We start from the raw sequence: 20,724 nt of genomic DNA, 5'->3' as shown, positions 1-20,724 counted from the left end.
GTTTACCTCCTCATTTGTGTTTAGCCCCACACAAAACAACGCCCCGAACCAGTCGGGGCGTTGTTTCGAGGATGCGGCCTCGGGTGGAGCGGTTTAGCGGATGCCGTCCTGACGCAGTGCGTTCGGGGTGAAGTCGGCGGTGGTGGCGGTGAAGCCGAAGTCGTAGGCCGATTTCTCTTCGTTCTTCATGCCCAGCGCCAGGTAGCGGCCGGACTGCAGGTCATAGAGGGTTTCCAGGGCGTACCACGGCACTTGCTTGTCGTAGTAGTTCTCGGCATGGGCCTCGGCCACGCGCCACAGTTGGCCACGACCGTCGTAGTGGTCGATCACCGCGGCTTGCCAGGTATCTTCATCGATGTAGAAGTCACGCTTGGCGTAGATGTGGCGCTGGCCTTCCTTCAGGGTCGCAGTCACATGCCAGACGCGCCGCAGCTCGTAGCGGGTCAGGTCCTGGTTGATGTGGCCGGCCTTGATGATGTCGGCGTACTTGAGTTGCGGCGAATCGATCCTGTAGCTGTTGGCGGCGATGTACAGTTCTTTCTTGCCTTCCAGTTTCCAGTCGTAGCGGTCCGGTGCGCCGTTGTACATGTCCAGGTTGTCGGAGGTACGCAGGCCGTCGGCCGCCGTACCCGGGCCGTCATAAGACACTTGCGGGGCACGGCGCACACGGCGCTGGCCAGCGTTGTAGACCCACGCCGAACGCGGCTCCTTCACTTGGTCCAGGGTCTCGTGCACCAGCAGCACACCGCCGGCCAGGCGCGCCGGCGCGGTCACTTGTTGCTTGAAGTAGAACAGGATGTTGCCAGGGTTGGCCGGATCGAAATCCTTCATCTTGTCGCGGAACACGAACTGGTCGCGGAAGTACACCAGGCTGTACGAACCGTTGGGCTGCGGGGTGGCCTGGGTGACCAGGCGCGTCACGCTGCCGCCGCGATAGCGGGTGATGTGGTTCCAGATGACTTCGACGCCGCTCTGGGGAATCGGGAACGGCACGGCCGTCTCGAAGTTCTCCAGGCCGTTGCCGCCGGAGACCAGCTTGGTGTTGACCGCATTCTTCTTGATGGAGGCGAACACCTCGTCCGGCACGGTGGCGCCGCGATGGGTCGGGTAGACCGGCATCTTGAAGGTTTCCGGGTAGCGCTTGAACATCGCGTACTGGCCGGGGGCGAGTTTGTCCTTGTACTGCTCGACGTTCTGCGCAGTGATGGTGAACAGCGGTTTTTCAGTCGGGAATGGATCGGCCAGGAAGCCCTTGCTGTCCACGGCACCGGCGTTCTTGGCCATGGGTTTCCAGGCCGAGATCGAGCCATCGGCATTGCCGGCCATCTCGGCGCCCATCGGCGTCAGGCTCTTGCCCAGCTTGTCGGCCTCGGCGGCAGGCACCGCCGCCATGACACTGGCAGCCAGCAGGGACAGCCCCAAGACACCGACCTGCAACAGATTCTTTGTTATTTTCATAGTGTGTCGTCCTGAAATACGGTGCTTAGAAGGTCACGCCGACGCTGAGCGCCAGGAAGTCGCGATCGTCCACGGTGCTGAAGTCGCCACCAAAGAAGTTGGTGTAGGCCAGGCTGGCGTTGTAGGTGTTCTGGTACTCGGCATCCAGCCCGAGGCTGACGGCTTTGCGGCCTTCTTCGAAGTTGCCGCCAGGGCCCGGCGAGTAACCCTTGACGTCATGGGACCAGGCCACGTTGGGCTTGAGGTTCACGCCAGCGAACACGTCCGGGTATTCCCAGATGGCGCGAGCGCGGTAGCCCCAGGACGTGGAGGTGGTGAAGCCGTCGTTGTTGCAGTTGCTGTTGACGCCGTTGATGGTCTGGCCGCCCCCCGTCGCAGTGGACGTATTGAGCGAGTTACAGAAACCGTTGGGCAGTTCACCCGGCCCGAACACCGGATCACGGCCATAGCGAGCGTCGGATTTGCTTTCCAGGCCACCGACATGGGTCACCCCGATTTCACCCACCAGGGTCAGGCGGCTGGCGCCCATGACTTGATCGAGGAAGTGCGTGAAGGTGGTCTGGAACTGAGTGATCTCTTTACGGCTATAGCCGTGCAGGTCCTGGCCCGGCGTGCCCTGGAGCACCGATGCATTGCCAAATCCGGGAAGTGGCGTCACACCGGCGAAGAGAATGTCAGTGGTGCTCAGTTGCACCGGTGCATTCGGCCGATAGCTGATCTCACCGCTCCACGCCGTACCGGTAGGCAGTGTCGTGGAGAAACTCAGGCCGTAGAGACGGATATCTTCCGGGTATTCGACGAAGTAGTTGGAGTTACCCGCTACGATCAGGGGACGCAGTGCCGCGATGGGCCCCGCAGTGTAGAACTGCTGCGCAGCCCCCTGGGCACTGAAAATCGGCGCACGGCTGTGGTAGTTCATGAAGTAGGCACCGAACTCGGTGTCCAGCGGTTCGAACATGTACTTCAACGATGCGCCCCACTGGCCGCTGTCGCGGGCATCGCGGTCCGGGCCACGACGTACCAGCACGCCTTCTTCGTTGATGTCGACGCCCTGGCCTTCCAATATTGGAAGAATGGCGCCCGGCAACGGAATGGTCGAACGCTTGTTCAGCACCCGCAGGTTATCGGTGCAACCGTCGGCAATCACATCCGGCTGGGAGAAGAACGTACCGCAGTTATCCACCACGGTCTGGTCCCACTCCAGCTGGTAGAACGCCTCGGCCGAGAGGTTGTCGGTCAGGCTCTGGGACACGTAGAACATGTTGACCGGGATCAGGCCCTCCTTGATCTCGGCACCAGGACGACGGAATGCGGACACGTCGACCGGGTTGATGGAGTTGATGCCGCCCTGGATGAACGTGCTTTCACCCCAGCTGACCACCTGCTTGCCCAAACGCACAGAGCCTGGCTGATCGGCAATGGAATAGTTGTGGTAGACGAACGCATCGAGGATCTGCCCGCCGGAGGACTTGGCGCCTTCCTTGCGGTTGCTGTCGCTGATGTCCTTGTACAGGCGATGTTCGTCCTTGAGTTCGAAGTCGTACCAGTACTTGCCGCGCACGAACACGCCGGTATCGCCGTACTTCAGTTCCAGGTCATGGATGCCCTTGAAGATCTTCGAGAAGGTTTCCCCTCGCTTGAAGTTCAAGTGGCCGTCATCGGAGGTCTGCGACAAGCCTTTGCCGCCATTGTTGACACCGATCAGATCCCGGTTGGCCTTGGCCGTGGACCAGCTCGCGCCGACCGACAGGGACGAGTCGAACTGGCCTTCGATTTCACCGATGTTGAAACTGACGCCGAATGCAGGCCCGGCGAGCGAAGAGGCGAGACTGACCGCCAGAGGCAGTTTTGCCCGGCGCCAGAACGTGGTTGCTGAGGTCATCGACGCTACTCCATGTGCATTATTGTTATGGCAATGGACATTTCAAAAACACCTCGGCGGCAGGGAGCGGCAGCGTCCCGACGTCCGTCGAAGTCGCATCGCCCTTTCGTGCGTGCGCCCCGTTCTTGAGAATCCGTGAGCGGACTATAGCCAGCAGGTAGTACGGCTTGATCCCTCTAAAGTGTGATTTGCAGCCCGCGACCACTCTGGAACAGTCCTTTCGCCAGGCCGACAGATGCCGGCACGGCAAGGATGGCTGAAATTTGCGGTTTGACAAGGCAAGCGCTTGCTTGGTGGGGCTGCCGTGCCCTTTCGGGCACGGCAAAAAGGCCTAAAGCGTGGACAGGAAGGTGCTGTTGTTGCTCTGCCATTCGGTGATGTCGACGCGGATACGCTTCTTGTCGAGCTTGCCGACGCTGGTCTTGGGAATTTCCGTAACAAGGGCGATCTGGCTCGGGATCGCCCACTTGCTCAAATGCCCCAGCTCGACGAACGGCTTGAGGTGTTCCTTGAGTTCGCGAGCCCCGATCTCATGCCCTTCTCGAATCACCAGCAAGGCAAACGGTCGCTCGCCCCACTGCGGATCGGGAATGCCGACCACTGCTACTTCGCGTACCGCCGCATGACGGCTGATGAGGTCTTCCAGGTCCAGGGAGGAGATCCATTCGCCACCGGTCTTGATCACGTCCTTGATGCGATCGCGGATGTCGATGAAGCCCATGTTGTCCAGCGTGGCGACATCACCGGTATGCAGCCAGCCGCCGGCCCAGAGTTCGGCGCCCTTGTGCGGCTCGTTGAAATAGCCCTCGGTGAGCCACGGCGCGCGCAGCACCAGTTCGCCCTGGGTCTCGCCGTCGGCCGGCAGGAACCGCCCCTCGGCATCGACAATCGCCGCCTCCACCAGCGGCCCCGGCACGCCGGCCTTGATCCGATAGGTGGTGCGCTCGTCCTCACTGCCGGCCATCAATTCTTCGTTGAGGTGGGCACAGGACACCAGCGGGCCGGTTTCCGACATGCCGTAGGCGGCGGTGAGCTGGATGCCCCGCGCCTTGGCCGCTTCGTACAGGCTGCGATTCAGGGCGCTGCCGCCGATGACGATTTTCCAGCCGCCGAAGTCGGTGTCCTGGGCGCCCTTGGCATTGAGGACCATTTGCAGGATGGTTGGCACGCAATGGGAAAAGGTGACCTTTTCCTTGCGCCATAGCTGGACCAGGAACTCGGGATCGTAGCGCCCCGGATAGACCTGCTTGAGCCCGAGCATGGTCGCCACGTAGGGCAGGCCCCAGGCATGGACATGGAACATCGGCGTGATCGGCATGTACACGTCGTTGGTGCCCAGCAGCCGCACGCTGTCGATGGACCCCATGATGGTGGCCACGCCCATGGTGTGCAGCACCAGTTGCCGATGGGTGAAGTACACGCCCTTGGGATTGCCGGTGGTGCCGGTGGTGTAGAACGTGGTGGCGACGGAGTTTTCGTCGAAATCCTGGAAGTCGTAGGTGGGCGCCGCGGCGGCCAGCAATTGCTCGTATTCACCCACCAGGTTCGGTAGGTCGGCGGTTTTTTCCGGCAGGTCGGTCAGTAGCAGGGTCTTGTCCACGGTGGTCAGGTGCCCGGCTATCGCCTGGTACAAGCCGACGAACTCGCTGTTGACCAGCACGAAGCGGTCCTCGGCGTGGTTCATGGTGTAGACGATCTGCTCCGGTGACAGGCGCACGTTGATGGTGTGGATCACCGCACCGATCATCGGGATCGCGAACATGCATTCCAGGTAGCGATGGCTGTCCCAGTCCATCACCGCCACGGTATCGCCGGCCTTGACCCCCGCCTCGGTCAACACGTTGGCCAGGCGCGCGACCCGTTCGATCAGCGTCGGATAGCTGTAGCGCAACTGGTCACGGTAGACGATCTCGCGGGTTTTCTCGTAACGCGTGCCGGACATCAGCAGCCGCTTGATCAGCAGCGGGTATTGATAGGCGCCTTCGGCTGGAGGAATAACGCGAGTCTGCAACATAAGAGTCCCTTTTCTGACTGCACGGTCTTGGCTGGAAGCAAGCACTCTAGAGCGCTTATACACGGATCAAATCAGCCAAAGGAATGATTTGATCCGTACACAAATGCTAGCTTTGAGCCATCTAGCGGTAGGTTTCAACTCCGTTGCGCAGCCAAAACCTTGTCAGAACGAAACCCTGCGGGGAACTTTGGGCCGCGTCCGCCAATGTCCGTGATCGCCACGCCTTGGCATGAAGCAATCGCGAAAAAGACCGAAACGGTCAGTGCATCTCGGTAAACGCCAGTTTCACGCCGATAGCCACCAACACCGCGCCCATGGTCCGGTCGAACCAGTGGCCCATGCGCGCGAAACCAGCGCGCACCCGTTGCTGGCTGAACAACAGCGCCACCAGGCAGAACCAGACAGCCGTCGCCACCGCCAGGTACACGCCGTAACCGGCCTGGATCGCCAACGGCGTGTGCGGGTTGATTACCACGGTGAACAGCGACAGGAAAAACAATGTCGCCTTGGGGTTCAGGCCGTTGGTGACAAACCCCGAAATGTACGCGCCGCGGGCGGTCCGCTCACCGACTTCCTTGTGCAGGTTTTCCTCGGCCGGCTTGGCCGGTTGCGCCCGCAGTGCCTTGAAGCCGATGTACAGCAGGTACGCGGCGGCGGCCCACTTCAGTGCGTTGAACAGCACGATCGATTGCGACACGATCAGGCCGATGCCCAGCAACGAATAGCCCACGTGCAGGAAAATCGCCGTGCCGACACCCAGCGCCGTCCAGGTCCCGGCGCGCCGGCCATGGGTCACGCTTTCGCGCACCACCACGGCAAAATCCGGCCCGGGGCTGGCGACAGCCAGCAGGTGGATCAGGGCGACGGTGAGGAATTCGGTAAGGTACATAGGGGCTCCTGAGGGGTGGGCCTTGTCAAGCTCCCTCGCCACGGGTGTTCGGTGCCAGGGCCACATTCATCTGATAGGCTCGCCACATTACGCCTTCGGTTCTTGACATAAAAGGTACAGCTGATGACGAACACCGCCCGCGCCGTTTTCCTCGACCACCCTTCCCTGGACCTCGGCGACCTGGACCTGAACCCGTTGCGCAGTTGCTTCGGCGAACTGCAACTGTTCGCCCGGACCACGCCGGACCAGGTCATCGAGCGGCTCAAGGGCGCCACCGTGGCAATCACTAACAAAATCGTGATCGATGCCCAGGCCATGGCGGCCAGCCCTGAACTGAAGCTGATCCTGATCAGTGCGACGGGTACCAATAATGTCGACCTGGCGGCCGCCCGCCACCACGGCATCACGGTCTGCAATTGCCAGGGCTACGGCACGCCGTCGGTGGCCCAGCACACCCTCATGCTGTTGCTGAACCTGGCGACGCGCCTGGTCGATTATCAAAAAGCGGTGGGGGAAGGTCGCTGGCAGCAGGCTTCGCAGTTCTGCCTGCTGGACTATCCGATTGTCGAGCTGGAAGGCAAGACCCTGGGCTTGCTCGGCCATGGCGAATTGGGCAGCGCCGTCGGGCGGCTGGCCGAAGCCTTCGGCATGCGCGTGCTGCTGGGGCAGATCCCTGGGCGCCCGACCCGCCCCGACCGCTTGCCGCTGGAGCAATTGTTGCCACAAGTCGATGCCCTGACCCTGCACTGCCCGCTCAACGAGCACACCCGGAACTTGATCGGCGCCCGGGAACTGGCGCTGCTCAAGCCCGGCGCATTCGTGGTCAACACCGCCCGCGGCGGGTTGATCGACGAACAGGCCCTGGCCGAGGCACTGCGTGGCGGTCACTTGGGAGGCGCCGCCACCGACGTGCTCAGCGTGGAACCGCCGACCCAAGGCAACCCGCTGCTGGCCGGCGATATCCCACGGTTGATCGTCACCCCACACAACGCCTGGGGCAGCCGCGAGGCGCGGCAACGGATCGTCGGCCAAATGAGCGAAAACGCCCAGGGCTTTTTCAGCGGTACAGCGCGGCGTGTCGTCAGTTGATAAACTGCCGCACTTTTTTTTACCCGCTTTATCAAGGAGCAGACCATGGATCCGCGCAGTGAAGTACTGCTTCGTCAGGCCGAGTTATTCCAGGGTCCGGTGTTGTTGGCCGGCCTGCCCGCCGACGATTTGCTCGGCCGTTTGCCTGAGGCCCATGGCTGGTGCTGGCATGCCGGCGATCAGGCGGCGCTGGACGCTCGTTTTCCCGAGCGCAGCCACTTTGGCGTGGCCGTGCCCGAGCGTGCGTTCGACACCGCCGTGGTGTTCCTGCCCAAGGCCAAGGACCTGACCGACTACCTCCTCAATGCCGTGGCGGCGCGCCTGGCCGGGCGCGAGGTGTACCTGGTGGGGGAAAAACGCAGCGGCATCGAAGGGGCGTCCAAGCAGCTCAACCCGTTCGGCAAGCCGCGCAAACTCGACAGCGCCCGGCACTGCCAGCTGTGGCAGGTCACTGTCGCCAACGCACCCGAGGCCAAGCCCCTGGAAAGCCTGGCCCAGACCTACGAACTGCCCCTGGCCGAAGGCCCGCTGAAGGTCATCAGCCTGCCGGGGGTATTCAGCCACGGTCGCTTGGACCGCGGCAGTGCGCTGCTGTTGGAACACCTGGATAAACTGCCCAGCGGACACTTGCTCGACTTCGGCTGCGGTGCCGGGGTGCTGGGGGCCGCAGTCAAGCGGCGCTATCCGCACAACACCGTCACCCTGTTGGACGTGGACGCATTTGCTGCCGCCAGCAGTCGCCTGACCCTGGCCGCCAATGGCCTGGAAGCCGAAGTATTGACCGGCGATGGCATCGACGCCGCACCGATCGGTCTGAGCGCGATCCTGAGCAACCCGCCGTTCCACGTCGGGGTGCACACCGATTACCACGCCACGGAAAACCTGCTGCGAAAAGCAGCCAAACATCTGAAAAACGGTGGCGAACTTCGGTTGGTCGCCAATAGTTTTCTCAAGTACCAGCCGCTGATCGAGGAGCATTTGGGCGTCTGCGCGATCAAGGCCGAAGGCCAGGGCTTTCGCATCTACCGGGCCAAGCGCGGTTGAAGCTTTTTAGGAAACAGTACTTGCTCAATCGGATTTGCCTAGGCAGAATCCGCTCCGTCCTAGGGGAGTAGTCTCCCGCGAGCACCCTGCTCGCCCGGCATACGTCAACATACTTGGTCAGCAGACCATGGCGTATGCGACCCAAGCGTCCACGCAGATGGCCGCTGGGTTTGACAAGACCTATGACACGCACACCTTACCCGGGGCGGGAAGGCTGTACGTGTCATAGCCGTGTCGACCCGCCCCTTTAGGAAATCCCTGATGCTGGACTCACTCCTCGTACCTACGGCGATCGTTGCGCTGGCCGAAATCGGCGACAAGACGCAATTGCTCGCACTCATCCTCGCGGCTCGCTTTCGCAAACCCTGGCCGATCATCGCCGGCATCGTTGCCGCGACCCTGGCCAACCATGCGGCGGCCGGCGCGGTCGGCGCCTGGGTCAGCGGCTTTTTCTCCAACGCGGTCCTGCACTGGATATTGGCGGCCAGCTTCACGGCCACGGCACTGTGGACGCTGGTCCCGGACAAACTGGACGATGAAGAAGCCAACACGGCTCGCCGGTTCGGACCGTTCCTGACCACACTGATTGCATTCTTCCTGGCGGAAATCGGCGACAAGACCCAGATCGCCACGGTGATGCTCGCCGCGCAATACCCGGAGTTGTGGCTGGTGATCATCGGCACCACCGTGGGCATGTTGATTGCCAACGTGCCGGTGGTCCTGGCGGGCAATTTCGCCGCCGAGAAGCTACCCCTGACCCTGATCCGCCGCCTGGCCGCCTTGGCGTTCTTCGTCCTGGCGATCGTAGCGGTGTACAAGGCGATGCAGAGTAGCGGGTGGGTTTGATACCGCGTCATCGTTCATCGCGAGCAAGCTCGCTCCCACAGGGGCTGCAGATCATTGTGGGAGCGAGCTTGCTCGCGATGAGGCCGGCAGCCTCACCGTATGACGATGCTTATTTCTTGGCTTGCTGATACAGCGGCATCACCTTCGGAATCGCCGCTTGCAACGAAGCGATACGACTGCTCGACGACGGGTGGGTGCTCATGAATTCCGGCGGCGCGCCTTCGGAGGCCTTGGCCATCTTGTTCCACAAGGTGATCGCCGCATTCGGGTCGTAGCCGGCGCGGGCGGCCAGTTCGAGGCCGATCAGGTCGGCTTCGTTCTCATTGCCACGGCTGTTGGGCAAGGTCATGCCGTAGTTGGCGACGGTGTCGGCCAATGCCAGGCTGTCCTGGCCAAGGCCGAACAAGGCACCGGCGCCCTGCTTGGCCATCTCGATGCCATAGGCCTTGGACATCGCTTCGCGCCCGTGCTCGCGCAGGGCGTGGGCGATTTCGTGGCCCATGATCGCGGCGATTTCAGCGTCGGTCAGCTTCAACTGGTCGATCAGGCCGGTGTAGAACATGATCTTGCCGCCAGGGCCGCAATTGGCGTTGAGTTCATCGCTCTTGATCAGGTTCACTTCCCAGTTCCACTGGGCCGAATCCGGGCGGAACACCGGCGCCTGGGCAATCAAGCGATCAGCAATGACCTGGATGCGCTTGGCATCGTTGCTGGTCTTGTCCAGCGCACCCTGGGCTTTGGCCTCACCCATCGTCTTTTGATAGGACTGGGCGTACATCTGGTTGACCTGTTCGGTCGACAGCATGCTGAACATGTACTGCTTGCGTTCCACACCCACGGCTCCGCCGCTGGTGGTGTTGACCGACTGGCAACCGGCGAGCAGCAGCGCGGCGCTCAGAGCACTCACCATCAATGTCTTGTTCATGTAAAAGAAGCTCCCTGGAAACGTGGGCGTATCCTAGGCCTTGATTGGTACCGGCGCCAGATACACAACGAGGGATTAGCGTTTTTTCGGACAGACCCCACCGCGTCCATTTGCGACATCCACGCAGCTATTAGAGTCACCCGACGAACAGCGCCTCATGCCGCCCCACAGAAACGCCGATAAAGATCCCAGACGTCATTTCCGCGCCCGGAGCCTTTATGAAATTCAAATCGATCCAGTTTTCCGTGGCCGCCCTGGCCGGTGCCATCGTGCTCAGTGTGGTTGGCGCCCTTGTGCTGTATGCACTGTTTGCCGGCGCCCGCACCCAGGAGATGGTGCAACAGCGCACCAAGGCGCAGTTCGAGCATCTCATCGAACAACGCCTCAGTGCCCTGGCGCGCACCCAGGCCAGCCTGATCCAGCGGGAACTGGAAGCACCGCTGCTGCTGGCCCGCGGCCTGGCCACCACGAACGCCTTGATGGGCATCAACGGCGCGGACGGCAACCCGCAACTGAAGGTGCCCCGCGAGCAAATGATCAGCCTGCTGCGGGAAACCGTGGTGCGCAACCCGAAGATCCTCGGCGCCTACATTGCCTGGGAGCCGAACGCCATCGACCACGACGACAACAGTTACGTGAACAGCCCGGTGGTGGGCATGGAAGCCAGCGGGCGTTTCCTGCCGTGGTGGTTTCGCAACCAGGACGGCTCCCTGGGCCTGGAAAAACTCGCCGACGTGACCGACCAGAAACTGCTCTCCACCGGCATCCGCGCCAGTGAATACTACCTGTGCTCCCAGGACAGCAAGAAAGCCTGCGTGATCGACCCGGCACCCTATCGCGTCGGCAACACGATGACCATGCTCGCCTCGTTCATCGAACCGATCATGATCGATGGCAAGTTCCAGGGCATCGTCGGCGCCGACCTGTCGGTGAACTTCATCCAAGACATGCTCGTGACCGCGGACGGCAAGCTGTACGACGGTGCCGGGGAAATGGCCTTGCTCTCGAGCAACAACCGGCTGGTGGCCTTCACCAAGGACCCGAGCAAACTCGGGGAAAAAGCCAGCGACCTGCTGGATGCCAGCGAATTGGACAACCTGGCCAAGCTGGGCGTCGGCGAGGTGCGCTACGACATCGACCAAGAACACGGGCATATCGAGGTGTACATGCCGTTCGGCATCGGCGAGACCAACGCCCGCTGGACGCTGATGCTGCAGCTGCCGCTGAATGCGGTCATGGCCGACCTGCAAGCCTTGCAGCAAGACCTCGACCATCAGCGCCAGGCCGATATCTTCGGCATGACGATGGTAGGCCTGGTGATTGCCGGCATCGGTCTGCTGGTGATCTGGCTGGTGGGCCATGGCATTGCCCGGCCGCTCAAGCAAATGGTGGCGATGCTCGATGACATCGCCCAGGGCGAAGGCGACCTGACCCGTCGCCTGGTGAGCGACCGCGCCGATGAGCTGGGGGCGATCGCCAGAGGCTTCAACACCTTCCTGAGCAAGTTGCAGGGCATGATCACCCAAGTCGTGACTTCGGTGCAGAGCGTCAGCGATTCATCGGAGCACACGGCCGATATTGCGATCCGCACCAACCAGGGCGTGCACAAGCAAATGTCCGAGATCGATCAGGTCGCCACTGCGGTGCAGGAAATGACCGCCACCGCCCAGGACGTGGCCCGCAACGCGACCCAGGCGGCCCAGGCCGCCAGTCATGCGGACCAGGCCGCCAGCCAGGGCATGCAGATCGTCCGGGATACCTCCACCTCCATTGGCGCCCTGGCCGTGGAAATCGGCAAGGCGGTGGGTGTGGTGCAGACCCTGGCCAAGGACAGCGAGAACATCAACGCGATCCTCACCGCCATCCGCGGGATCGCCGAACAGACCAACCTGCTGGCCCTCAACGCGGCCATCGAAGCGGCCCGGGCCGGTGAACAGGGCCGTGGTTTCGCGGTGGTCGCCGATGAAGTGCGCAACCTGGCGCAGAAGACGCAGCAGGCGACCGAAGAAATCCAGGCGATGATTCAGCAGCTGCAACAAGGCACCCGGGACGTGGTGCAAGTGATGGAAGACAGCCAGCACCGTACCGATGAAAGCGTGCAGCATGCGGCGAAAGCGGCCCAGGCCCTGGAAACGATTACCCAGGCCGTGTCGGTGATCAACGACATGAACACCCAGATCGCCAGCGCTGCCGAGGAACAAAGCGCTGTGGCCGACGACATCAACCGCAATGTGATCAACATCGGGCAAGTCGCGAACGAAGTGGCCAGCGGCGCCGACGAATCCAGCGCGGCCAGCGCCGGGCTGACCAAACTGGCGGAGCAGCAGCGGCGGTTGATCAATCAGTTCAGGGTCTGATCAAGACCTCATCGCGAGCAAGCTCGCTCCCACAGGGGAATGCGATCAACTGTGGGAGCGAGCTTGCTCGCGATAGCGTCAGTTCAGCCAACCTTGAAGTGTCTGAGACTACGCCGATGCAGGGTTTCAGAGTTCGCCGAGGGCTTCGATCAGGGCCTGGTTCTGCTCCGGTGTGCCGATGCTGATCCGCAGGAATTGAGCAATCCGCTCCTGCTTGAAGTGCCGCACGATCACCCCCTGCTCCCGCAGTTTCGCCGCCAGCCCTGCCGCATCGTGCCGGGGGTGGCGGGCGAAGATGAAGTTGGCCGCCGAGGGCAGCACTTCAAAGCCCTTGGCTTGCAATTGGGCCACGACCCATTCACGGTGCTCGATGACCAACCGGCAGGTCCGGTCGAAATGCTCGCGATCATCGAACGCCGCCGCGCCACCGACGTTCGCCAGGCGATCCAGCGGGTAGGAGTTGAAGCTGTTCTTGATCCGCTCCAGCGCTTCGATCAGGTCCGGATGGCCCACCGCCAGGCCCACGCGCAGCCCCGCCAGCGAGCGGGACTTGGACAATGTCTGGGTCACCAGCAGGTTCGGATAACGATCCACCAGGCTGATGGCCGTCTCGCCGCCGAAGTCGATGTAGGCCTCGTCGACCACCACCACCGAATCCGGGCTGGCCTTGAGGATCCGCTCGACCGCGTCCAGCGCCAGCAGGCAGCCGGTCGGCGCGTTCGGGTTGGGGAAAATGATCCCGCCGTTCGGCTTGGCGTAGTCGGCCGGGTCGAGGCGGAATTGTTCGTCCAGCGGCACTGCCTCGAACTGGATGCCGTACAACCCGCAATACACCGGATAGAAGCTGTAGCTGATGTCCGGGAACAATAGTCGCTGGTCGTGCTGGAACAGGCCGTGAAAGATGTGTGCCAGCACTTCATCCGAGCCGTTACCCAGGAACACCTGGTTGCTCTGCACGCCGTAGTAGCGGGCCACGGCGCCTTTGAGCAGGTCACTGTTGGGGTCTGGATACAGGCGCAGGTTGTCGTTCAGTTCGGCCTGCATCGCCGCCAGGGCCTTGGGCGATGGGCCGTAGGGGTTCTCGTTGGTGTTGAGCTTGACCAACCGGGTCAGCTTCGGTTGTTCGCCCGGCACGTAGGGCACCAGGTTCTTGACGAACGGGCTCCAGAATTTACTCATTTCAGTTCCCCTGCCGTTCAACGGATGGCTCATCAAGAATACGGTACTCGGCGCTGCGGGCGTGGGCGCTCAGCGATTCGCCACGGGCCAGTACCGAGGCGGTCTTACCCAGTTCGGAAGCACCCTGCTCGGAGCAGAAGATGATCGACGAACGCTTCTGGAAGTCATACACCCCCAGCGGCGACGAAAAGCGGGCGGTGCCGGAAGTCGGCAACACGTGGTTGGGCCCCGCGCAATAATCGCCCAGTGCCTCGCTGGTGTGGCGGCCCATGAAGATCGCGCCGGCGTGGCGGATCTGTGGCAGCCAGGCTTGCGGATCGGCAACGGACAATTCCAGGTGTTCCGGCGCGATGCGGTTGGCGACCTCGATGGCCTGCGCCATGTCATCGACCTTGATCAGCGCCCCACGGCCGTTGATCGAGGTGTTGATGATCTCGGCGCGGTCCATGGTCGGCAGCAGCTTGTCGATGCTGGCGGCGACCTTGTCGAGGAACTCGGCGTCCGGGCTGACCAGGATCGCCTGGGCGTCTTCGTCGTGCTCGGCCTGGGAAAACAGGTCCATGGCGATCCAGTCCGGATCGGTCTGGCCGTCGCACACCACGAGGATTTCCGAAGGGCCGGCGATCATGTCGATGCCGACCTGGCCAAACACGTGACGCTTGGCGGTGGCGACATAGATATTGCCCGGCCCGACCACCTTGTCCACCCGTGGCACGCTTTCGGTGCCGTAGGCCAGCGCAGCCACGGCTTGGGCTCCGCCGATGGTGAATACCCGGTCCACCCCGGCGATGCAGGCGGCGGCCAGCACCAGCTCGTTGATTTCACCCCGCGGGGTCGGGACGACCATGACCACTTCAGTCACGCCGGCGACCTTGGCCGGGATGGCGTTCATCAGCACCGAGGACGGATAGGATGCCTTGCCGCCCGGCACGTACAGGCCGGCGCGGTCCAGCGGCGTGACTTTCTGGCCCAGCACCGTGCCGTCGGCTTCGGTGTAGCTCCAGGAGTCCTGTTTCTGCCGTTCATGGTAGTCACGCACCCGCGACGCGGCTTTTTCCAGGGCTTCGCGCTGGGGCACGGTGATCCGGGTCAGGGCCAATTCCAGGCGCTCACGCGGCAGGATCAGGTCGGCCATGGACGCCACTTGCAGGCCGTCGAATTTCTGGGTGAATTCCACCAGGGCAGCATCGCCACGCTCGCGCACAGCCTTGATGATGTCCAGCACCCGCTGATTGACCGAGTCGTCAGACACGCTTTCCCAGCTCAGCAGATGATCCAGATGATGTGCGAAATCCGGATCGGCAGCGTTGAGTCGGCGAATCGAAGTGGGAGCGGTCATAGCGAGGGCCTCATTAATGGCAAATGCTCAGGCGCCCTAAGCTACCAGTCCATTCGCGTGGGCACCTGAGAAAATTGGCTATGACACGGATAGACGGGCGCGACTCGAGGTCGCGCAGGTGAATCAGCCGCGGTGTCGCGATTCCACTGCCTTGCGCAGGGTATCGATCAGAGCCTGGATACGAGCATGCTGCATTTTCATCGACGCCTTGTTGACGATCAACCGGGAGGTGATGTCAGCGATGAAATCCTGGGGTTCCAGACCGTTGGCCCGCAGGGTGTTGCCGGTGTCGACCACGTCGATGATCTTGTCCGCCAGGCCGATCAGCGGCGCCAGCTCCATCGAACCGTACAGCTTGATGATGTCGACCTGACGGCCCTGCTCGGCGTAATAACGCTTGGCAATGTTGACGAACTTGGTCGCCACGCGCAAACGCCCCTTGGGCTCCGGCGCGCCGACTTTACCGGCGGTCATCAGCTTGCAACGGGCGATCTGCAGGTCCAGGGGCTCGTACAGCCCCTGGCCGCCGTACTCCATCAGCACGTCCTTGCCGGCAACGCCCAGGTCGGCGGCACCATGTTCCACATAGGTCGGCACATCGGTGGCACGCACGATCAGCAAGCGCACATCGGCCTGGGTCGTGGGGATGATCAGCTTGCGGCTCTTGTCCGGATTCTCGGTCGGCACGATGCCCGCTTCAGCCAGAAGCGGCAGGGTGTCGTCAAGGATGCGGCCCTTGGACAGTGCGATGGTCAACATGGGAAACGTCAGTCCTTATCAAGGTACTCATGCCCGGTCGCAAGCGGCGCCGGACACACATCGAGGGTACAGGCACCCTCGATGTGAAACGAAATCAACGGACACATCCATGTGCCCAGGCAGCCGGAACTAGCCCGGCACGCGGCGGATCTTGGCGCCGAGCATCTGCAGTTTTTCTTCGATGCACTCGTAGCCACGGTCGATGTGGTAGATGCGGTCGATCAGGGTATCGCCTTCGGCAACCAGGGCCGAGATGACCAGGCTGGCCGACGCCCGCAGGTCGGTGGCCATGACTGGCGCGCCCTTGAGCTTCTCGGTGCCAGTGACGATGGCCGTGTTGCCTTCGACCTGGATCTTGGCGCCCATGCGGTGCAATTCGTAGACGTGCATGAAGCGATTTTCGAAGATCGTCTCGATGACCGCGCCCGTGCCTTCGGCAATGGCGTTGAGGGAGATGAACTGCGCCTGCATGTCGGTCGGGAACGCCGGGTATGGAGCGGTCCGCACGTTGACAGCCTTGGGCCGCTTGCCGTGCATGTTCACTTCGATCCAGTCTTCGCCGCAGGTGACTTCGGCACCGGCTTCCTTGAGTTTCTCCAGGACGGATTCGAGGATGGTGGGGTCGGTGTCCTTGACCTTGACGCGGCCACCGGTGACGGCAGCGGCCACCAGGTAGGTGCCGGTTTCGATCCGATCCGGCATCACCTTGTAGGTGGCCGAATGCAGGCGCTCGACGCCATCGATGATGATGGTGTCAGTGCCGGCACCGCTGATCTTGGCGCCCATGGCGATCAGGAAGTTCGCCAGGTCGACCACTTCAGGCTCGCGGGCAGCGTTTTGCAGCACGCTGCGGCCCTTGGCCAGTGCGGCGGCCATCATGATGTTCTCGGTACCGGTCACGCTGACGGTATCGAAGAAGAAATTCGCGCCGCGCAAGCCGCCTTCCGGCGCCTTGGCCTTGATGTAGCCGCCTTCGACGTCGATCACCGCGCCCATGGCTTCCAGGCCGCGGATGTGCAGGTCCACCGGACGCGAGCCGATGGCGCAACCGCCAGGCAAGGCGACTTCGGCTTCACCGAAACGGGCGACCATCGGGCCCAGTACCAGGATCGACGCACGCATGGTCTTCACCAGCTCGTACGGGGCGATCAGGGTCTTGATGGTGCGTGGGTCGATCTCGACGCTGAGCTTCTCGTCGATCACCGGCTCGATGCCCATGCGGCCGAACAGCTCGATCATCGTGGTGATGTCGTGCAGGTGCGGCAGGTTGGCCACGGTCACAGGACCATCGCACAACAGGGTGGCGGCCAGGATCGGCAGGGCGGAGTTCTTTGCCCCGGAAATACGGATTTCGCCATCAAGACGAACGCCGCCGGTAATAATCAGTTTATCCATAAGAATCTCGAGGCCCTTGGGCTCAGGTGCGCTCGGCCCAGGCCGCGCTGCTGAAAAATTTCATCGTGACCGCGTGGATGCTGCCATCGGCAATCCATGGGTTCAAATGGGCATAGATGCTCTGCTGGCGCTTCACTGGGCTCAATGCCGCCAGTTCATCGCTGATCACGTTCAGCTGGAAGTTGCAGCCTTCGCCTTCAACTTCCACCTGCGTACCAGGCAGCTTTCCTTCAAGGAAGCTCTTCACTTCTACAGCCTGCATGCTCAACCTCAATCGGCGCCCTGTGCGCGCGGGTCGCACATCATACAAAAAAGCCCCGCGCCTGCGAACCCCGCGAAGCAGGACTCTGACGGGGGGACTTTTCCAACAATGTGGGTCAGGAGTGCGCCAACAGCTCGGTCAGCTCGCTGACCTGGGCTATTTCGCGCATGTCTTCGGGCATCCCACGGATGCTCCACGTTTTGCCGGCCGCCTTGGCGTCCCGCATGAAGCACAGCAGCAGCGACAAGCCGACACTGCTGGACTTCTGCACCGCCGAGCAGTCAATGACCACCTCGGCGGCACCGACGGACTTGATCAGCGCCTGGCCCTGCTTGCGCAAGGCCGGGCCGGTGCGGTAGTCCAGCACGCCACTGAGCAGCAGCTCACCCGCGTTACCCAGACGAACGGCCGACTCACTCACCGACTCGATCATTGTTCCTGCTTCTCTTTGGCTTCTTCGGTCACTTCCTTGGCCTTGGCGACTTCGCCGGCCCAACCGTCGATGGTCTTGTCCAGGTCGTTGCCGTTGCGCTGCATCGCGTCGGCGAACTGATCGCGGAACAGCTTGCCGATGTTGATGCCATTGATGATCACGTTGCGCACCTTCCACTCGCCGTTGATCTTCTCCAGCGTGTAGGAGACAGGGTAAACCGCGCCGTTGTTGCCCTTGACCTGCATGTCGACGCTGGTGCGGGTGCCGCTTTCGTCCTTGGCCGGGGAAACGGTGATGCCCTGGTTGTTGTATTCCAGCAAGGCGTTGCCATAGAACTGCATCAGGCTGCGCTTGAAGTTCTCCTGGAAGCGGGTCATCTGCGCCGGGGTAGCCTTGCGCGAGTACTTGACGGTCATGATGCTCTTGGAGATGCCATCGGCGTCCACCACAGGGCCGACGATGCCGTTCAGCGCGTCATAGAACGCACTGGGGTCTTGCTTGTACTTCTCTTTATTGGCGGCAAGGTCCGCCAACAACCGGGTGGTCGTGTCCTGGATGATGTCATGGGCCGAAGGCGCGGCCACGGCGTTGGCCATCAACGGCAGCGCCGCGAGCAGCACCAACAGGCTACGTCGCAAGATAGAGATCATTCAAAAGCTCCTCATTTGGCGTCTTTGCTAACGGTATTGAGCAGGAATTTACCGATCAGGTCCTCGAGCACCAGGGACGACTGCGTGTCATGGATGACGCCGCCGTCCTTGAGCACGGTGTCTTCCCCTCCCACGCTGATGCCAATGTATTTCTCGCCCAGCAGCCCGGCCGTGAGGATGGATGCCGTGGAGTCAGTCGGCAGGTTGTCCACGCGCTTTTCCAGCTGCAGCGTCACCCGACCGGTGAAATCCTCGCGGTTCAGATCGATTGCCGTGACCTTGCCGATGGTCACACCGGCCATGGTCACCTTGGCTCTGACCGTCAAACCGGCGATATTGTCAAAATTGGCATAAAGTTTATAAGTATCGGTGCTTGCCGTCGGCGCCAGTCCACTGACCCGCAAGGCCAGCAGCAACAAAGCCAGGATGCCAGCCAGCAAGAAAAGGCCGACACCGATTTCCAGGGTGCGGTTTTGCATCAGAAATCTCCAAACATCAAGGCGGTCAGAATAAAGTCGAGACCCAGGACCGCCAGCGAGGCGTACACCACGGTCTTGGTTGTGGCACGGCTGATCCCTTCTGAAGTGGGCTCACAGTCATAGCCTTGAAACACGGCGATCCAGGTCACGACGAACGCGAACACGGCACTTTTGATCACGCCATTGAGGACATCATCGAGGAAGTCGACGCTGTTTTGCATGTTCGACCAGTAGGAACCTTCATAGACCCCCAGCCAGTCGACGGCCACCCAGGAGCCGCCCCAGATCCCCACGACGCTGAAAATCATCGCCAGCACCGGCAGGGAAATGAAGCCGGCCCACAGGCGCGGGGCAATGATGTATTTGAGTGGATCGACACCGATCATTTCCAGGCTCGACAACTGCTCGGTGGACTTCATGTTACCGATTTCAGCCGTCAGGGCCGAACCGGCTCGCCCGGCGAACAGTAGCGCCGTCACCACGGGGCCCAGCTCGCGCAGCAGCGTCAGGGCGACCATCTGCCCCACCGCCTGCTCCGAACCGTAGCTGGACAAAATGCTGAAGCCCTGCAGCGCCAACACCATGCCGATGAAGATCCCGGAGACCACGATGATCACCAGGGACATCACGCCCACCGAGTGCAACTGTTTGACCAGCAGGCCGAAACCGCCGCCCGTCGCGCTGCGACCGAGCAAGGCGTGCATCAGGAACAGCGAGGAACGGCCCAGCACCGCCACCACATCGATGCCGGAGCGACCGAACAGACGAACTCTTTCCAACAGTGATTTCTTGCGCATCAGCGCTTCCCCAGCAGATCGGTACGGTAATCCGTGGCCGGAAAATGGAACGCCACCGGCCCGTCCGGATCACCCTTCATGAATTGGCGAATACGCGGGTTGTCCGAATCCGCCAGTTCCTGCGGTGTGCCCTGCCCCAACACCTGGCCCTCGCCGACCACATAGATGTAGTCGGCAATGCTGGCGGTTTCGGCCAGGTCATGGGAGACCACGATACTGGTGATGCCCAGCGCATCGTTGAGCAGGCGGATCAGGCGCACGAGCACACCCATGGCGATCGGGTCCTGGCCGACGAAGGGTTCGTCGTACATGAGGATCTTCGGATCGAGGGCAATCGCCCGTGCCAGCGCGACCCGCCGCTTCATGCCGCCGGACAGCTCGTCCGGCATCAGGTCGATGGCGCCACGCAGCCCGACGGCCTGCAACTTGAGCAGGACGATGTCGCGGATCATCTCTTGCGGCAGGTCGGTATGGACCCGCAGCGGAAACGCCACGTTCTCGAACACATCGAGGTCGGTGAACAGCGCGCCGCTCTGGAACAGCACGCCCATGTGCTTGCGCGCATCGAACAGGTCACTGCGAGACAATTGGGGAAGATTCTGGCCATTGACCCAGACTTCGCCGGTGCTGGGACGCAGCTGCGCGCCCATCAGCCGCAACAGCGTGGTCTTGCCACACCCGGAGGGCCCCATGATGCCGGTGACCTTGCCCCGTGGTATGCGAATATCGATGTCATTGAAAATGCTGCGCGTCCCTCGCTTGAAGGACAGTCCCTTCAGCTCGACCGCGTAGGCGTTGTCGGCACTCATCTAAACTCCTTGCGATGCAGCCTCACATTCGAATGCCCTGGGCAGCCGACAAGCGCCGGTACCGCCGGGCACGCGAACCGGCGGCGAACTATATCACTGCAACAGCCAAGCGCCCAAG

General features: G+C 62.1%; 19 protein-coding genes, 1 pseudogene and 1 riboswitch. Of the genes and pseudogenes, 5 read left to right on the top strand and 15 right to left on the bottom strand.

The features are described from left to right. Positions 1-93: 93 nt before the first annotated feature. The 4 genes from BM321_RS25105 to BM321_RS25090 all read right to left on the bottom strand — a co-directional run bounded on the left by BM321_RS25105 (position 94) and on the right by BM321_RS25090 (position 6,243). Positions 94-1,458 carry a DUF1329 domain-containing protein gene (locus BM321_RS25105; protein WP_092171610.1) on the bottom strand — a complete coding sequence of 455 codons (1,365 nt, stop codon included), beginning with the start codon at positions 1,456-1,458 and terminating at the stop codon, positions 94-96. A 25-nt stretch (positions 1,459-1,483) separates the two neighbouring features. Beyond that, a complete protein-coding gene (locus BM321_RS25100) occupies positions 1,484-3,340 on the bottom strand; it encodes a DUF1302 domain-containing protein (RefSeq protein WP_092445462.1) in 1,857 nt (618 codons plus the stop codon). Positions 3,341-3,671: 331 nt separating this feature from the next. Next, entirely contained in the window at positions 3,672-5,354 is a 1,683-nt protein-coding gene (locus tag BM321_RS25095) for a fatty acid--CoA ligase (protein WP_092445460.1), read from the bottom strand. A gap of 259 nt (positions 5,355-5,613) precedes the next feature. Next, positions 5,614-6,243 (bottom strand): LysE family translocator, encoded by a 630-nt coding sequence (locus BM321_RS25090; protein WP_092445458.1) that lies wholly within the window; start codon positions 6,241-6,243, stop codon positions 5,614-5,616. A 123-nt stretch (positions 6,244-6,366) separates the two neighbouring features. Here BM321_RS25090 and BM321_RS25085 point away from each other — a divergent pair, with 123 nt between their 5' ends. The 3 genes from BM321_RS25085 (at position 6,367) to BM321_RS25075 (ending at position 9,222) form a co-directional block, all read left to right on the top strand. Continuing rightward, complete coding sequence (locus BM321_RS25085) at positions 6,367-7,332, top strand: 2-hydroxyacid dehydrogenase (RefSeq protein ID WP_092445456.1); 966 nt, start codon at positions 6,367-6,369, stop codon at positions 7,330-7,332. 45 nt (positions 7,333-7,377) lie between these two features. Next, entirely contained in the window at positions 7,378-8,376 is a 999-nt protein-coding gene (locus BM321_RS25080; RefSeq protein WP_092445454.1) for a class I SAM-dependent methyltransferase, read from the top strand. A 50-nt stretch (positions 8,377-8,426) separates the two neighbouring features. After that, positions 8,427-8,547, top strand: a riboswitch (yybP-ykoY riboswitch). Positions 8,548-8,637: 90 nt separating this feature from the next. Beyond that, positions 8,638-9,222 carry a TMEM165/GDT1 family protein gene (locus BM321_RS25075; protein ID WP_092205553.1) on the top strand — a complete coding sequence of 195 codons (585 nt, stop codon included), beginning with the start codon at positions 8,638-8,640 and terminating at the stop codon, positions 9,220-9,222. A 109-nt stretch (positions 9,223-9,331) separates the two neighbouring features. Here the strand turns inward: BM321_RS25075 and BM321_RS25070 are convergent, their stop codons facing one another. Beyond that, a complete protein-coding gene (locus BM321_RS25070; protein WP_092445452.1) occupies positions 9,332-10,147 on the bottom strand; it encodes a M48 family metallopeptidase in 816 nt (271 codons plus the stop codon). 218 nt (positions 10,148-10,365) lie between these two features. Here BM321_RS25070 and BM321_RS31410 point away from each other — a divergent pair. Both BM321_RS31410 and BM321_RS31405 read left to right on the top strand, forming a co-directional pair. Continuing rightward, positions 10,366-11,646 (top strand): annotated as a pseudogene (locus tag BM321_RS31410) (HAMP domain-containing protein); the annotation flags it as partial. A 15-nt stretch (positions 11,647-11,661) separates the two neighbouring features. Further along, the gene (locus BM321_RS31405; protein WP_371128551.1) at positions 11,662-12,504 is read left to right on the top strand and encodes a methyl-accepting chemotaxis protein; all 843 of its coding nucleotides are present in this window, start codon (positions 11,662-11,664) and stop codon (positions 12,502-12,504) included. Between the two features lie 126 nt (positions 12,505-12,630). On the opposite strand, the gene hisC is transcribed toward BM321_RS31405, so the two are convergent. The 10 genes from hisC to BM321_RS25015 form a co-directional block, all read right to left on the bottom strand. Continuing rightward, positions 12,631-13,683 (bottom strand): histidinol-phosphate transaminase, encoded by a 1,053-nt coding sequence (gene hisC / locus BM321_RS25060; RefSeq protein WP_092445448.1) that lies wholly within the window; start codon positions 13,681-13,683, stop codon positions 12,631-12,633. Between the two features lies 1 nt (position 13,684). Continuing rightward, a complete protein-coding gene (hisD, locus tag BM321_RS25055) occupies positions 13,685-15,022 on the bottom strand; it encodes a histidinol dehydrogenase (protein WP_092445446.1) in 1,338 nt (445 codons plus the stop codon). 123 nt (positions 15,023-15,145) lie between these two features. Next, positions 15,146-15,781, bottom strand: a complete 636-nt coding sequence (hisG, locus tag BM321_RS25050) for an ATP phosphoribosyltransferase (protein ID WP_003197870.1) — start codon at positions 15,779-15,781, stop codon at positions 15,146-15,148. A gap of 129 nt (positions 15,782-15,910) precedes the next feature. Further along, positions 15,911-17,176, bottom strand: a complete 1,266-nt coding sequence (gene murA, locus BM321_RS25045; protein ID WP_092445444.1) for a UDP-N-acetylglucosamine 1-carboxyvinyltransferase — start codon at positions 17,174-17,176, stop codon at positions 15,911-15,913. 22 nt (positions 17,177-17,198) lie between these two features. Further along, positions 17,199-17,438 (bottom strand): BolA family protein, encoded by a 240-nt coding sequence (locus tag BM321_RS25040; RefSeq protein ID WP_007953556.1) that lies wholly within the window; start codon positions 17,436-17,438, stop codon positions 17,199-17,201. Between the two features lie 115 nt (positions 17,439-17,553). Beyond that, positions 17,554-17,859 (bottom strand): STAS domain-containing protein, encoded by a 306-nt coding sequence (locus BM321_RS25035; RefSeq protein ID WP_092333328.1) that lies wholly within the window; start codon positions 17,857-17,859, stop codon positions 17,554-17,556. 8 nt (positions 17,860-17,867) lie between these two features. Then, positions 17,868-18,521 (bottom strand): MlaC/ttg2D family ABC transporter substrate-binding protein, encoded by a 654-nt coding sequence (locus BM321_RS25030; RefSeq protein WP_092333293.1) that lies wholly within the window; start codon positions 18,519-18,521, stop codon positions 17,868-17,870. Between the two features lie 11 nt (positions 18,522-18,532). Further along, positions 18,533-19,000, bottom strand: a complete 468-nt coding sequence (gene mlaD, locus BM321_RS25025; protein ID WP_003178020.1) for an outer membrane lipid asymmetry maintenance protein MlaD — start codon at positions 18,998-19,000, stop codon at positions 18,533-18,535. After that, entirely contained in the window at positions 19,000-19,797 is a 798-nt protein-coding gene (mlaE, locus tag BM321_RS25020) for a lipid asymmetry maintenance ABC transporter permease subunit MlaE (protein ID WP_092205010.1), read from the bottom strand. Before mlaE ends, mlaD begins: the two co-directional genes overlap by 1 nt. Continuing rightward, the gene (locus tag BM321_RS25015; RefSeq protein WP_092445442.1) at positions 19,797-20,606 is read right to left on the bottom strand and encodes an ATP-binding cassette domain-containing protein; all 810 of its coding nucleotides are present in this window, start codon (positions 20,604-20,606) and stop codon (positions 19,797-19,799) included. Before BM321_RS25015 ends, mlaE begins: the two co-directional genes overlap by 1 nt. Positions 20,607-20,724 lie beyond the last annotated feature (118 nt).

The sequence above is a fragment of the Pseudomonas sp. NFIX10 genome, assembly GCF_900111955.1.
Classification (GTDB): Bacteria; Pseudomonadota; Gammaproteobacteria; order Pseudomonadales; family Pseudomonadaceae; genus Aquipseudomonas; species Aquipseudomonas fluorescens_AA.
This window is presented reverse-complemented; position numbering and strand designations above follow the sequence as displayed.

What these genes read in the sequence shown, in the direction of transcription:
- hisD (WP_092445446.1), bottom strand. Translation starts at nt 15,022, where the DNA reads ATGACCGCTCCCACTTCGATTCGCCGACTCAACGCTGCCGATCCGGAT.
- BM321_RS25030 (WP_092333293.1), bottom strand. Translation starts at nt 18,521, where the DNA reads ATGATCTCTATCTTGCGACGTAGCCTGTTGGTGCTGCTCGCGGCGCTG.
- BM321_RS25080 (WP_092445454.1), top strand. Translation starts at nt 7,378, where the DNA reads ATGGATCCGCGCAGTGAAGTACTGCTTCGTCAGGCCGAGTTATTCCAG.
- BM321_RS25075 (WP_092205553.1), top strand. Translation starts at nt 8,638, where the DNA reads ATGCTGGACTCACTCCTCGTACCTACGGCGATCGTTGCGCTGGCCGAA.
- BM321_RS31405 (WP_371128551.1), top strand. Translation starts at nt 11,662, where the DNA reads ATGATCACCCAAGTCGTGACTTCGGTGCAGAGCGTCAGCGATTCATCG.
- murA (WP_092445444.1), bottom strand. Translation starts at nt 17,176, where the DNA reads ATGGATAAACTGATTATTACCGGCGGCGTTCGTCTTGATGGCGAAATC.
- BM321_RS25090 (WP_092445458.1), bottom strand. Translation starts at nt 6,243, where the DNA reads ATGTACCTTACCGAATTCCTCACCGTCGCCCTGATCCACCTGCTGGCT.
- BM321_RS25015 (WP_092445442.1), bottom strand. Translation starts at nt 20,606, where the DNA reads ATGAGTGCCGACAACGCCTACGCGGTCGAGCTGAAGGGACTGTCCTTC.
- BM321_RS25040 (WP_007953556.1), bottom strand. Translation starts at nt 17,438, where the DNA reads ATGCAGGCTGTAGAAGTGAAGAGCTTCCTTGAAGGAAAGCTGCCTGGT.
- hisC (WP_092445448.1), bottom strand. Translation starts at nt 13,683, where the DNA reads ATGAGTAAATTCTGGAGCCCGTTCGTCAAGAACCTGGTGCCCTACGTG.
- BM321_RS25095 (WP_092445460.1), bottom strand. Translation starts at nt 5,354, where the DNA reads ATGTTGCAGACTCGCGTTATTCCTCCAGCCGAAGGCGCCTATCAATAC.
- hisG (WP_003197870.1), bottom strand. Translation starts at nt 15,781, where the DNA reads ATGTTGACCATCGCACTGTCCAAGGGCCGCATCCTTGACGACACCCTG.
- BM321_RS25085 (WP_092445456.1), top strand. Translation starts at nt 6,367, where the DNA reads ATGACGAACACCGCCCGCGCCGTTTTCCTCGACCACCCTTCCCTGGAC.
- BM321_RS25105 (WP_092171610.1), bottom strand. Translation starts at nt 1,458, where the DNA reads ATGAAAATAACAAAGAATCTGTTGCAGGTCGGTGTCTTGGGGCTGTCC.
- mlaE (WP_092205010.1), bottom strand. Translation starts at nt 19,797, where the DNA reads ATGCGCAAGAAATCACTGTTGGAAAGAGTTCGTCTGTTCGGTCGCTCC.
- BM321_RS25070 (WP_092445452.1), bottom strand. Translation starts at nt 10,147, where the DNA reads ATGAACAAGACATTGATGGTGAGTGCTCTGAGCGCCGCGCTGCTGCTC.
- mlaD (WP_003178020.1), bottom strand. Translation starts at nt 19,000, where the DNA reads ATGCAAAACCGCACCCTGGAAATCGGTGTCGGCCTTTTCTTGCTGGCT.
- BM321_RS25100 (WP_092445462.1), bottom strand. Translation starts at nt 3,340, where the DNA reads ATGACCTCAGCAACCACGTTCTGGCGCCGGGCAAAACTGCCTCTGGCG.